This is a genomic window from Roseovarius halotolerans, from assembly GCF_900172255.1.
Classification (GTDB): domain Bacteria; phylum Pseudomonadota; class Alphaproteobacteria; order Rhodobacterales; family Rhodobacteraceae; genus Roseovarius; species Roseovarius halotolerans.
In genome coordinates, this window is sequence record NZ_FWFU01000001.1 from 54,621 (window position 1) to 66,948 (window position 12,328).

General features: G+C 57.8%; 16 protein-coding genes. 15 read left to right on the plus strand and 1 reads right to left on the minus strand.

Features of this window, described 5'->3' with window-relative positions; genetic code table 11:
- Positions 1–222: 222 nt before the first annotated feature.
- A complete protein-coding gene (locus ROH8110_RS18385; protein WP_139837361.1) occupies positions 223–564 on the plus strand; it encodes a hypothetical protein in 342 nt (113 codons plus the stop codon).
- Here the strand turns inward: ROH8110_RS18385 and ROH8110_RS00305 are convergent, their stop codons facing one another.
- Positions 565–1,080 carry a hypothetical protein gene (locus ROH8110_RS00305; RefSeq protein WP_085815811.1) on the minus strand — a complete coding sequence of 172 codons (516 nt, stop codon included), beginning with the start codon at positions 1,078–1,080 and terminating at the stop codon, positions 565–567.
- Between the two features lie 124 nt (positions 1,081–1,204).
- On the opposite strand from ROH8110_RS00305, the gene ROH8110_RS00310 reads away from it, so the two are divergent.
- From ROH8110_RS00310 to ROH8110_RS00375, 14 genes are all read left to right on the plus strand, one after another.
- Entirely contained in the window at positions 1,205–1,774 is a 570-nt protein-coding gene (locus ROH8110_RS00310; RefSeq protein WP_085815812.1) for a hypothetical protein, read from the plus strand.
- Between the two features lie 240 nt (positions 1,775–2,014).
- Entirely contained in the window at positions 2,015–2,602 is a 588-nt protein-coding gene (locus ROH8110_RS00315; RefSeq protein ID WP_085815813.1) for a hypothetical protein, read from the plus strand.
- A complete protein-coding gene (locus ROH8110_RS00320) occupies positions 2,553–4,595 on the plus strand; it encodes a terminase gpA endonuclease subunit (RefSeq protein WP_085815814.1) in 2,043 nt (680 codons plus the stop codon). The genes ROH8110_RS00315 and ROH8110_RS00320 overlap by 50 nt, the downstream gene beginning before the upstream one ends.
- 58 nt (positions 4,596–4,653) lie before the next feature.
- Positions 4,654–4,911: a hypothetical protein gene (locus tag ROH8110_RS00325; protein ID WP_085815815.1), complete on the plus strand. Its 258-nt coding sequence runs from the start codon at positions 4,654–4,656 to the stop codon at positions 4,909–4,911.
- Position 4,912: 1 nt separating this feature from the next.
- The gene (locus ROH8110_RS00330) at positions 4,913–6,532 is read left to right on the plus strand and encodes a phage portal protein (RefSeq protein WP_170156467.1); all 1,620 of its coding nucleotides are present in this window, start codon (positions 4,913–4,915) and stop codon (positions 6,530–6,532) included.
- 65 nt (positions 6,533–6,597) lie between these two features.
- Positions 6,598–7,611, plus strand: coding sequence for a head maturation protease, ClpP-related (locus tag ROH8110_RS00335; RefSeq protein WP_170156466.1), 1,014 nt, complete (start codon positions 6,598–6,600; stop codon positions 7,609–7,611).
- 11 nt (positions 7,612–7,622) lie between these two features.
- Positions 7,623–8,621 (plus strand): major capsid protein, encoded by a 999-nt coding sequence (locus tag ROH8110_RS00340; RefSeq protein WP_085815818.1) that lies wholly within the window; start codon positions 7,623–7,625, stop codon positions 8,619–8,621.
- 69 nt (positions 8,622–8,690) lie between these two features.
- The gene (locus tag ROH8110_RS00345; protein ID WP_085815819.1) at positions 8,691–9,263 is read left to right on the plus strand and encodes a head-tail joining protein; all 573 of its coding nucleotides are present in this window, start codon (positions 8,691–8,693) and stop codon (positions 9,261–9,263) included.
- A 29-nt stretch (positions 9,264–9,292) separates the two neighbouring features.
- Positions 9,293–9,763 carry a hypothetical protein gene (locus ROH8110_RS00350; protein ID WP_211330757.1) on the plus strand — a complete coding sequence of 157 codons (471 nt, stop codon included), beginning with the start codon at positions 9,293–9,295 and terminating at the stop codon, positions 9,761–9,763.
- Positions 9,756–10,178 (plus strand): hypothetical protein, encoded by a 423-nt coding sequence (locus tag ROH8110_RS00355; RefSeq protein ID WP_085815821.1) that lies wholly within the window; start codon positions 9,756–9,758, stop codon positions 10,176–10,178. Before ROH8110_RS00350 ends, ROH8110_RS00355 begins: the two co-directional genes overlap by 8 nt.
- 62 nt (positions 10,179–10,240) lie before the next feature.
- Positions 10,241–10,837: a hypothetical protein gene (locus ROH8110_RS00360; protein WP_085815822.1), complete on the plus strand. Its 597-nt coding sequence runs from the start codon at positions 10,241–10,243 to the stop codon at positions 10,835–10,837.
- A 63-nt stretch (positions 10,838–10,900) separates the two neighbouring features.
- On the plus strand, positions 10,901–11,656 hold the full coding sequence (locus tag ROH8110_RS00365; protein WP_085815823.1) for a phage tail tube protein: 756 nt from the start codon (positions 10,901–10,903) through the stop codon (positions 11,654–11,656).
- Positions 11,653–12,084, plus strand: a complete 432-nt coding sequence (locus ROH8110_RS00370; RefSeq protein WP_085815824.1) for a hypothetical protein — start codon at positions 11,653–11,655, stop codon at positions 12,082–12,084. Before ROH8110_RS00365 ends, ROH8110_RS00370 begins: the two co-directional genes overlap by 4 nt.
- A 44-nt stretch (positions 12,085–12,128) precedes the next feature.
- Positions 12,129–12,326: a hypothetical protein gene (locus tag ROH8110_RS00375; RefSeq protein ID WP_085815825.1), complete on the plus strand. Its 198-nt coding sequence runs from the start codon at positions 12,129–12,131 to the stop codon at positions 12,324–12,326.
- Positions 12,327–12,328: the final 2 nt, after the last annotated feature.

Genomic DNA, 12,328 nt, shown 5'->3' on the forward strand with positions numbered 1-12,328 from the left:
GCATATCATACTAAAACTTAATTCTTGCTATGCTTCATGGGAAGGTCTCTGGAAAAACACCGGATCGTCATATCGTCATAGCTGATTGCGAAAAGTTGCCGATTTTCCAGGGACTTCCGGCGTATGACGATTTTCCCGATCGTAATGGATCGTCTTGGATTTCGCTTCTGATCCACTGAAAAGGCCAATCTCCCTCCTGAACAGGAAAGGGAGCAAGGTCAGATGAAAGACATACAGACAGCAGTATCGCGCAACCTTGCGTTGGTCGCGGCATATCTCGACGTTCGATTTGAGTATGCTGCGCCGGTTGTTGTTATGACGAACGCCCAGCCTCACAGACTATCAGACGCATATCTCGCGACGCTCATGGTGGATTATTGCGACAAGGTGCGGTTCTCGGGACCAGTCGTGAAAGAAGCGGCGCGTTGCTTATACCGCTTGGGGTATCGTGTCAGGTTCTTCGAAGGAGAACCAGCGCGAGATCTTCTTGTCGGTCGTGCGCGCGATCTTTCTGCGCATGAGCGGCTGGAGGCCATCGCGCATTTTGCGCGCGCACGTTGCTGACTATCGCTCGCAGACCTCGGCCGCTTGCCAGGTTGCTTCCACTTCAACAACGCCTAAAGCCGATGCTTTCGCGCGGATTGTCTGTGGTCGAGCGCGCATGGTGCAGAGGCCGTCGATGGCGGCTTGCATGGCCTCTACAATTTTATCTTGGATGTCTTCGGCGGAGTAATAAGCAAGCATCGAGGATTGACTGAACTCGCCGTTGATAAACGGTGGCGCGAACTCGATTGGCGGGCCGCCGTCACGTGGGACCGCAAGATATATCGTCACCCCAGGCGCCGGGTTACGCGTATACAGTGAGAACTCGTCGGCGCCAGACAGGCTTGCAGAGGCTTCGTCGGCTGACCAGCCTTGGCTCGACAAGATGTCGACGATCTCGCCCTCAGACATCACGCCCTCGACGTTCCAGGTTCGACTTTCGATACCCTGCTCAATCGCGTGAATGATCTCTTGAGCTGGGGCGGCCGCAAATGATGCCGCAAGCATTGCGACTGCCAGGGAAAATGTCTTGAGCATGAAGATACCTCTCGTTCACGCGAGGAGGCTATCAGGTTTTTCCATTTTTTCGAGTGTGTCGTTTTGGCGGCCATCTTCCGGGGCGTAAATCCCTTAGAGAAACAGACAAACACGGGAGAGTGTTATGAAAGATATGGTGAAACTGAAGCGGGCGGATCTTGAGCAGGTCTTGCGTGATGCGTTGCGTCTTGGGGCGCAGGGACACGGCGTCAAGCATAAGCGCCTGGTCCAGGGATTAATGGAAGAGGCCGATGGGAAGGCAATCCCGATGAATGAGATGGAACGCGAGCGTGGCGAGATCTTCGAGTCCGCAGTCGAGCGCCGCATTTGCTCTCGCATTGGACTTCCACATTGGATCGTGACCGGCGATGTGTCCGGCATCTCAGATCGCGTCGCGCGTCATAGCATCAAGCTGGCGCGGAAAAATGTGAACTCTATATTTGACCGGGCAGAGAGGCAGCTCAAGCCAATTGGAGAGCGCGCCGAAGAGGAGGTCAGCTGCGGCGACGATGACTGCTGTCCGAGTTTGCCGGCGGATATCATTGCCATGACTGAGGCTTCACGCCGATCTCATCTTCTTGATAAAATCACCGGACTGCCAGGCTTTTGTGATTATGAAGAGGAGGGTCTGGATCGCCTTCACTCACTCACAACCGCCCAGCTCGAGCAAGTCATCCGCCTCGCCAAGCCCTGACCCACAGACCCCGGCCACCGCGCCGGGGTTTTTCTTTGACCGAACCGCGCATTTAGGACCGATATTCAACACAGTAAGCCCCTGGGGACCCTGGACCCCCGGGGTGTTGTTATGCAGGGGGGCGAGTGGCCGTTATTTTCCTCTGTGAACAAATTTTAGAAACGCGTTTCGGTTCGCATTGACGGCAATCCGCAAACCAATGGCAAGCAAATAACCCAATGAAAGCAAGGCTTAGGCAAGGTGTCATCTAAAGACGAAGAAGCGACGAAACCGAAGCTCCTCTGGGGCACGCAGGACATGGCTGCGTTTCTCGGTGTGAGCGATCGTCGCCTGCAGCAACTTGTCGATGAGGGCGTTGCGGTTCGTGAAGCCAGGGGGAAATACAATGCCCTTGAAACGATCTCTAACTACCTGGCGCTTATGCGAGATGGTGGTGGCGGAGAGGTGGTCGATGACAAGGCCGCGCTTGTAAAAGAGCAAAGGCGCTGGACAAAGATCCGGGCCGACAAGGATGCCGCTGCCCTGGCTATTCTGCACGGCGAGATCGTGATGATCGAAGACGCCTGTGCTCTTCTGGCTGAAGAGGCCGGATCCGTTCGGGCGGCGCTCGAGGGCGAAGAGAACCAGCTTGTCGACAAGTTTTCCGGAAGGATACTTGAGCCCGCAGAAGTTGCCATCGAATTGAGAGCGTCGCGCGAGAGAGCGTTCAAGCACGTCACACTCGACACGGATAATCCGCGTCGCCCGGTCACGAAAGAAGTTCCGCAAGAGTTCCTCAATGACGATACAGACATCGAGCACCCAGTTCCGGGAGGCGATGCGGAATAACGCCCGAGGTAGGTTCCGCGACGTCACCAGGAAGCTTTTCGCCGCTCCCCTGCAGATGACAGGGAGCGAGTATGCCGACGAATTCGGCGTGCTTATTGATGGCGGCAAGGTGCAAAAGTGGAGGACATACCCTCTCCAGAAAGAGATACTCGACGCGTTCGCTGACACGACGATTCCAGAGGTTGCGGTGATGAAGTCGGCGCGGATGGGGATCTCCGAATGCTTGAACCACGAGGTCCAGCGCCGCATTCATATTGAGCCGTGCGCGATCGGCATGTATCGCCCGAAGGAGGCGGACGCTGAGCGCTATATGGAGAAGCGCTTCGATCCAAGGTCGCGTGCCGTTCCTGAGGTCAAGGAGCTTCTGTTCCTGTCATCTTCTGGCAAGAGGAAAGAAAAACGGACCGAGCGCGCATTCAGGAACGGCGCCTCGCTAATGGTTCTCGGTGCCGAGTCCGAAGATAACTTTCGGGATCACACGCTCAAGTTTATTGCGTTGGACGAACTCGACGCCTTGGGATTCGCGCCCACGAAAGGCGGCGGCAACAAGTACGACATGGCACGCCGCCGTGGATATCAGTTCTGGGACTCGAAGGTTGTTGCGATCTCGACTCCGAAGGCGCCGGCAGAGGAGGGCGGTCGGATCCATGCTCTATTCCTCGAGAGCGATCAGCGGCACTACTATGTCCCGTGTCCACATTGTGGCCATGAGTTCACGCCGGTCTGGGGAGATGCCGAAAATCCTGGCGGAATGAAATGGGATGACGCTGATCCCACGAAAGTTTGGTATGAGTGCCCCGAGAATGGCTGCGTGATCGAGCACCACGATAAGAAGGGAATGGTGGAGCGCGGCCGATGGGTCCCTCACAAGCCTGAGGTCAAGAGTCGTCGCGGATACTACCTGAACCAGATCATCTCCTTTGCTCCAAAAGCATCCTGGCAAGCGATGGTGGCGGAGTGGTTGGAGGCGTGCCGAACAGGCGCGGCGCAGATCCAGTCTTTCAAGAACGAGGTTCTGGGACTTCCATTCAGCACCGCCGCCGCCACAGAGACCGCAGACGAAGAGACCCTCTATCAAGCGGTGACGGACCTTGGCGATGCCGAGGTTCCGGCATGGGCGAAGGCCTTGGTGTGGGGTGTCGACCGGCAGAAGGGCGGCGCCGATTGGAGCGAGTCATATCTCGAAGCTGCGCTATGGGCTTTTGGTCCTGGTCGCCGGCCCTTTCAGGTTGGGCATTGGGTGCTCGATGAGTTTCCGCAGACCGATAGACGATGCTGGGATGAGCTTGAGAGACTTGCAACCAGGACGTTCATTGACACGAATGGAAGGCCGCGCAAAGCGGACGGCTTGGGCATCGACCATAACGGTGGGCTTACCCAGACCGTGAACGACTGGGTGCGGCGTATGCGCAAGATCCCCGGCCGGAAGTATTGGTTTGCTTTGAATGGCGAGTCGAAGGGAAACGGTAAGCGCGGGAAATCCATCTGGCCCCGCACCTCATCGAAGCGCGGGGAGTTCCTCTACACTGTCGATGTTGACCTGGCTAAGGACGAGATTGCGGAGTGGTTGTCGTCCGGTTTTATCGAGTTCAATTCCAACTCGATCGAGGGTTCTGTCTGTCTTTCTGATGCGGATGAGTTGGAGCGTTTCGTGAAACGAATGCTCTCAGAAAAGCGGTATCCCGTCCCTGGCGGCGGGACGAAATGGGTGGGTCCGAAAGGAAGGGGCCGCGATGGCAATGAGCCTTTCGATTGCTTCGTGTATGCAACGATCTTGACATACGCGATGGAAAACCTCCCAGGCGGGCTTCGCTGGCGCCGGGCATTTGCTCCAGACAATCGCCTTCCTTCTTCCCCTGATCAGGAAGATGCGTCCCTCTCAGAACGTGCTGCAGCTACGGCGCCGCGTGAGCAATCTGAGACTGCGTCCACTCAAGAGCCAGCCAAGACGACAGCTCCTAAGCCGGGGCTCATAAGAATCAGCAGGTTCTAACGAACGAACAGCCAGGGCGGGACCGATATTCCAAGAGAACCCAAGGAGTATCCCGCCCGTGGCTGTCTACGATTCCCAGAGCTTCACCCTCGAAGACTTGCGCGCAATGCGGAAGCGCATCCTGGAGCAGCGTGCTAAGGGTGTCTCGTCCTGGTCCTACAACGGGCAGTCTTTCACATACAGCTCGCCCGACGCGATGATGCGTGTTGCCGACGAGATCACTCGAGAGATCCGTCACCGCATGGCCGACGATCTTGGACTCCAACCAGTGGATTTGAATGGGCCGATTATCACGCGGCCCCTGGCAGGAAGTTGACATGAAAGAAGCAATCTCTGAGGCCGCACCGACGGAAACCAAGCGCGCCCCGGGCGTGCGTCAGAATGTGTCTTATATTCCGGCCGTTCACAACGCGGCGGATCTCGTGCGCGAGGCGCGCATGGATTACAGCTTTGGGGAAATCCTTCGAGATCGAAACGATATTCCGACAGGATCGGGCGAGGCTATCGTCTCCGCACTGACACGTGCCCATCCGCAGATCACGCGCATGGTTCGATACGCCACGCGGATGAACGGTCTGGCTGCGCGTCCTGGCGATGTCACGGCTACAATGGTCATCGGCAAAGGGATGGCGCCGGCGTGCCAGGATGAGAAACTCATGCGACTCTACAATCGCTGGGCAAAGCGGTGTGGGGCTGAAGGTCTCGGCGATATGCGTTTCGTCCAGGAGCTTGCCTGGCGCGAGTATTTCAACGTCGGTGAGTGCTTCGTTTACATGAGGCGCCGTCGCCAAAGCGGTGGCCAGGATCTTCCTGTTGGCCTTCAGCTTCAAGTTATGCCGACAGAAATGGTGCCTACTGAGCTGCCTTTCCTGACCGGCGACAACATCCGCGCCGGTCAAGTCCTGAGCAATCTCCGCGAGACAACCGCCTACTATGTCTACAAGCATCACCCGGGCGACAGATCGAACCTGGTGGCAGCATCCGCGAAAGAGGTGGTTCGCGTTTCATCGAGACTGATCCTGCATGTCATGCGTCAGCGCGAAGCTGGCGCACTGCGCGGTGAAAGCGCACTTGCCCGGTCCTTGGTCGATATTCACGATTTCAAGAAATACCTGAATGCTGAGATGGTCAGGAAGATCCTTTCGGCGAACATCGCGTATTGGGTGGAGCTTCCAGATCTCACAGAGGAGGAGAAGGAGCGTCTCGCAGACGTATTCTTCGATCCTTCGAGCGGAAAATACGTCGACAGCGACGGCAATGAGGTCGAGCCTCCGAAGAAGAACACCGTAGAGGCACCCAAAGAGGGGTCTGTTGCGTCGCTACCGCCGGGCGCCAAGATCAACATGACTGCGCCGGCGGAGTCGGGAAACAGCTTTAGCCCTTTCCTGCGTCAGATTGCTCTGCAGCTCTCCGCGTCTCTCAACATCCCCGTCGAGTATCTCCTGCTCGACATGGCGGGCGTCCAGGACCGGATCTACAAGGGCATCAGTCAGCAGTTCGAGCGTCAGGTTGAAATGTGGCGCGCAGACTTCGCGGCCATGTTCCTCAATCCGGTTTGGAATGCGTTCGTCAAACTTGCGGTGGAAGAGGGCAAGTGGACGCCACCTGAAGGCACGACATTGGAGGATTGGCTCGATGTCGATTGGGTCGGTCAACCGTTCCCCAATCTTCACCGCGCACAGGAGGTCTCCTCCTGGCAGGAGGAGGTCGAGGCGGGCTTCTGCACACGCTCCGACATTATCCGCCGACAAGGCGATGACCCCGAACGCGTCCGGAAAGAGCGTCTCGCAGATCTCGTGTCGGATATCCGTGCGGGTTTGTCCGAGCCTCCAATGCATTGGACGGACGAAGATGTCGCCGAGAATGTTGGATGGGATCAAGCCAAAATCGACGCCTGGCGAAAACGCAGCCGTCCGACAGTCTCAGCTACCCGATAAAATCGAAGATTAATCGAACGAACCGCCAATGCGGGACCGATATTCCCCACAGAAAGGATTTACTGATGGCTAAAGAGATCACAACTCCGGATCCCGTCGCGCTCTACGCAACTCAAGCAGTGCGCAGGGTTGGCTCCGTCGTTGCAGACATGAGCGAGGATATCCCGACTATCCGGATCTCTGGTCCGATGTATTCCGACATGCAGGGCTCTTCGAGAGACTTCATGGAAGCTCATGACAGTCTGAAATCGCTTGGCGCAAAAGAAGCTCGCCTGGAGATCAACTCCGGCGGCGGATCCATCACTGAGGGCATTGCGATCTACGATGCAATCGCTGCCTCGGACATTGAGTTCGACTGCTTCATCTTCGGGATCTGCGCCAGCGCCGCCACTCTTCCCGCGATGTCTTGCCGGTCGATCACTATCGCAAAGAACGCCAGACTTATGATCCACGAGGCTCGCTCTGGATCATACGGAACCGCTGACGATCTCGAAGAGGTCGCGGCTTGGCTGCGTCGGATGAACGACACTGCGATCGCCGCATATGTCGCACGCACCGGGCGCACGGAAGAGGATATCCGAGCCTTGGCAAAAGAAGAGACCTGGTATCACAGCGGCCAGGATGCCGTAGATGCAGGCTTCGCCGATCGGGTTCTCGATGTCGAGGCCGTCGCAGAGGTCTCCGAGGCCGAGCTCCGCGCGTTCGACAACGCCCCGGAAGATCTTCGTGAGGCGGTGGTTGCTGCCGATGAGGGTGCTTCGGACGCCGATACTCAGGACGATACCGTTTCTGATGATGAAGGAGCCGGAGGCGATGATACTTCCGCTTCGGAGGTGAACGCGGACGATGACGCAAATGGCGACGCTCCTGAAGGCGAAGGCAGCACCGCCCCCGATGCAGATGCAAACGCAAACGAGAACAACGGCGATCCCCTGATCGCCGACATGAATGCCGACTCTGGAGAGGAGTCGGTTGTGACTGCCCGCCCAGCCGAGCCGGCGCAGTCTCAAGATGCGAAAGGCCCGTCCCCCTGGGGGCAGCGGATCGCCGAAATGAACGCCGGATTCGGCAAATTCTAAGAGGATAAGATATGTTCAACGCTGACGACTGGACCCTCCAGACACTGACTGCGGGCGTCAACAAGACCCCCTTCGTCGAAACCACCCTTTCGCGGTTCTTCCGCACGGGTCGCCTTCGCACGACCACGGCAATGATCGAGCGCGGCTCGACCGGTCTCGAGCTGATCGACCCGGTTGCCCGCGGCACTGTCCCGGCCGCAACCTCGAACGCCGGTCTTTCCCGCGCCCAGTTCACGATCTCCAGCGTCAAGCTGGCTGATGTTGTGAACATCACCGCAGACAAGGTCCAGGACCTTCGTGCGTTTGGTGAAGAAGACATCGCCGAGACTTACCAGACCGTTCTCGACCAAGAGACCGGGACTGTTCGCCGTTGGATCGAAAACACGCACGAGAACCTCCGCTTCGGCACCGTAAAGGGTGTTCAGTATGCAAAGGATGGCGTGACCGAGATCTTCAACTTCTACACAGCCGCCGGTGTTGCTGCTCCTGCTGATGTGGACATCAACTTCTCGACCGCCTCGCGGGCCGAGTTGATGGATTTCTACGCCGACCATGAAGACCACGTTCGCACGGGTCTTGGTGCTGATGCAGATGCTGCCCAGGCCGTGATGTATATCTACGGCAAGCGCGCATGGCGCCGCTTCCGCACCTCCGATCCGGTTGCTGAGCTCTATGAGCGCTACCAGGACGGTTCCGTGAACCGCGAAGGCGCTCTTGGCCAGCGTCGGCCCTTCGAGCTCTTCGATGCGATGCACATGCCCTACTACGGCGCGAGCATCGGTGAAGACGAATGGCGTGCTGTTCCTGTCGGTGTTCCGAACCTGTTCAAGACGGACTTCACTCCGCTCGACAACCCGGAGACGGCAAACACCCTCGGCGTTCCGCTCTACGCGACGCCAGAACGCGCTGAGTTCGGCAAGGGCTACAAGGTCGAACTGGCCTCTCTGCCCATCCACTATGTCACGCGCCCTGAGTGCTTGATCGGTGGGTCGAACATCGAGCCGGTCTAAGGCCCGACCCTTGACCCCGCCAACAGCCCCGCCCCATCACCGGGGCGGGGTTTTTCTTTGGAGCCCTGGATGACCATCGCTGAAGACTTTCTCGACGCCATGTGCCCCGTTTCCGCGACATACTCGCGGGGCGTGGATACGGCCGATCTGCGCGTCGCAATCCAGGAATCCGACAAGGCATTTCGTACCAGCCGGCGTGACCAGCTCATCGCGTCGGATTGCTCAGGCGTCATCCTGAAAAACGCCTTGGTGCGCCGCGGTGGCCGCCTGACGCTGACGGATGGCACGGAATACCGCATCGACCGGGTGATGAATAGCGGCGTGCCTGGCCTGTCAGACCTCGCCCTGGTGCGCCTGAACGGCGTCGCCATGCCGGTCTATGACGCGAGCCAGGAAATCCCGCTTGATGCAACGGTGACGCTCGATGGGGTCGAGATCCCCGCGCATGTGAACCCGTCCGTGGAGGTCGAAGAGATCGGCGATGACGGCAGCCGTGTGGTCGTATCCAGGATCATGGTCGCCATCCGCGCCACAGATGCTACAGGCGCGAAGCCAGGATCTGTGGTTGTTGTCGACGGCGAGGCCAGGCGCGCCGCCAGGGTGATGAACGACGGCCTGGGAATGGTGAAGGTGCTGGTATGAGTTTGAAGGGGTGGGATCCGAACATCTTCGTGAAAGACTATGAGCGCGACTTGCTCAATGCGCGCAAGCGTGCCGGCCGAAAAGTCGGACGAAAGATTGCGACAAAGGCCAAGCGCGCACTGGGCGGCGTTGATCGTGTCCGCAAGAAGCAGATCAAGCCTAAAGTCGCCCGCAAGACCGGCAGCCTGATCATGAAAGACTCAGGCCCCGACGCCCGAGTTCGTGAATACGGCGCCGAGATTAAGGCCAAAAACGGCGGCATGCTCAGGATCGACTTCGATTCCGGGACCCGGGGCCAGGAGGGCTCTTTTATCGCTCCTGGCAGTGATGGCGCACCCCTTATTTACACCGGCGAAGGCGACGATGCCCGACCGATCGCAATACTGAAAAAGCGCGTCAAGCGCCGCGCGGTCTCAAAATCCAAGCGCCTTTCCGACATCGCCGAGGATCACTTCGACGATTACCTGGATCAGATTGAAGAGGAAATTTCCAATGGTTGATGCAGCAGATGCCGTGGTCGATGAAGTCGTTTCGATTGCGCAGAGCCTCGGTCTGCCGGTCGAGACCGACAAGCCTTATGACTTCGATGAAGACGAGCTGCCTCTGGTGATCGTTCACACGCAAGATGAAGAGCTGATCGACGAAGAGGGCATGCCGCGCGAAGCCTGGGATGTGACTTGGCGGATTGCGCCAGTGGTCGAGGTTTGGGTGCGCGCCGATGATCCTCTCACTATCCGTTCGACGCTCTCTGGGCACTGGTCGACCCTGCGCTCTGCCATTCGAGAGAGCAATATTCTCGCCCTGGTGCGCGGTGGATCCCGTCCTGGCCTGGTGAAGAAGAAAGAAGAGATCGACGGTCGCCCCGGCATCGCTGGCTTCTCTGTTGAAATCGAGTGCGAGATCGAACGGGACTGATTATGGTGGGGTGATCGGAGTCAATAGCGCCATGAGGTACTGTTTTGCCAGATCACTTCTACTTGTCTGAGTTCGACCCGGCGCGACACAGATCCTTTGATTACGTATCCGCCTCAAACGATTGGGTGCCTTGGGTTTCAGCGAGCATTCCAGGCAGTCTTGATTTACAGGTCAGACGAAGGATTGAGTCAAACCTGAAGCACATACTCGCCGGACTTGAGATGAAGGCCGGACTGATTATCCCGCACGGAGAGAGGCTGGCGGGCCGCGAGGTCTTGTATGAGCCCTACTTCCAGTCTCTGATCTTCGAATTTTGCGTCGGGGTTTATTCTGTTTGCGAGGGGATCGGATCTGCGCATCATCTGCATAACATAGGAGACGATGGCAGCGCTGGTCCAAGGGTCTCAAGAGCGCGCTGGACGGATGCACTGGTTGCTGAATATGACCCCGCAGACGTTCTCAGTCTTAGGGAAAGAGTTGAAATCGTCCAAGACAAGCGCGATCGACTACATCAGGATAGTCTCGGCGCCAGGGATGACATTGACTGGCACTCTTTCGGATATGCCCAAGCTTTCGTCCCGGCTCGACAGGCGCTCCAGCCGCTGCTCCAAGCCGAAATCGGCGACGTTCCCGCTACGACAAACTTGCTGATACGGTAGGTTTGATCGAACGGGACTGACCTGGAGGACCGATATTCCCACTAACGAACTGGGAGTATCGGCATGAGTCTCAAGGACATCAAGAACATCAGGAATTTTTCCGGTGAGGGCTTCTTCGAGCTCACCGGAGCCAGCGAATACATCACGCTGGGATCGACAGAGAGCATCAATGTGAACCACGATGTGACTCGCGAAGACATCACCGTTTCGGAGTCCGGCATCGAGGTTGTCGGCGATACAGATGTGACTTCGCAGAAAGCGACGGGTTCGATGGTTCTGCGCGAGACCGCCGCGCGGAATGTAGCATATGCAATGATGGCGCAGCGCGGCGAGCTGACACAATCCGCCGAGGCCGGCCTGACGCTTTCCGGTGCAGCTGGAGTTGGGTCCACCTACGACCTGGATCGTCTCGATATCTCGATCACCTCGATCACGGACGGCACCGACCCTCTGGTCGAAGGCACGGACTATGAGCTCGATGCCGAGGCCGGCATCCTGACCTTCCTGACCGCGCAGCCCACCTTCGATGTCGTCTATGAGTGTGCAGCGATCGCATCCGGCGACAACCAATCGGTGATGAACGCATTCTCTGCCGCCGAGGGCATTGAGGGTCGCTTGATGGTAATCCAACGCCAGCCGCGTGGCGAAAAGCGTTACAAGTATACCGCGAAAATCCGCATCTACCCAGATGGCGCGCTGACGCTTCACGCGAGCGGATCCGAAAAGGCAACCGTTCCCGTCTCGTTCGATGTCATCCAGGACGACAGCAAGCCGAAGGGTAAGCGCTTCGGGATCCTCCAGGAGGTCAAGAACGGATGAAGCTTTCTGAAGCAGTAAAAATCGCGCCATCGAGCGTTCCGGTCGCGACAATTCCATGGCGAGATCAGCTTCTCGACGTATTCGCACCGACCGGTGCCGACCTGTGCTGGCTCCTGTCCAAGTCCCAGGCATTCGGTGACGCGCTCGAAAGTGCCGCTGATTCCCGAATTTCCAGCTTGCTCGCAGCGGTATCAGAATCTGGTCCGGAGATCTTGGAGAAGCTCTTGACGATCGCCACCGGCGAAGACGTCGACACTGTGCGCACCGCGCATTTCAGTCTCGAAGAGCAAGTCGATATCCTGACGGCCCTGTTCGAGAACGGCGTCCCTGAGGTGTTGCGGGGAAAGCTCCTGGCCGTCGTGGCCGATTGGCTGGAGACGGCGGCGGAGACCCTGGACGAAGCCGGGGAGTCGTCGGAGCCTGGCTGACAATATTCGACGGACTCATTCGTCGAAACCACAATCCCTACGCCATGACGTTGCATCAGTGCCTGGCGTTTTATGAAGAAGGCCAGGCGGATCAGTTGAGACAGTGGCGTATGCAGGCACACATCGCCCGCGCTTCTCATGCCACGAATGAAAGCTTCGATCGCTTCATCGAAAGCTTTGATCCGGATACCGACACGCAAGAAGACGAAATCCCGACAATAGATTTTTCCAAAATGGACTGACG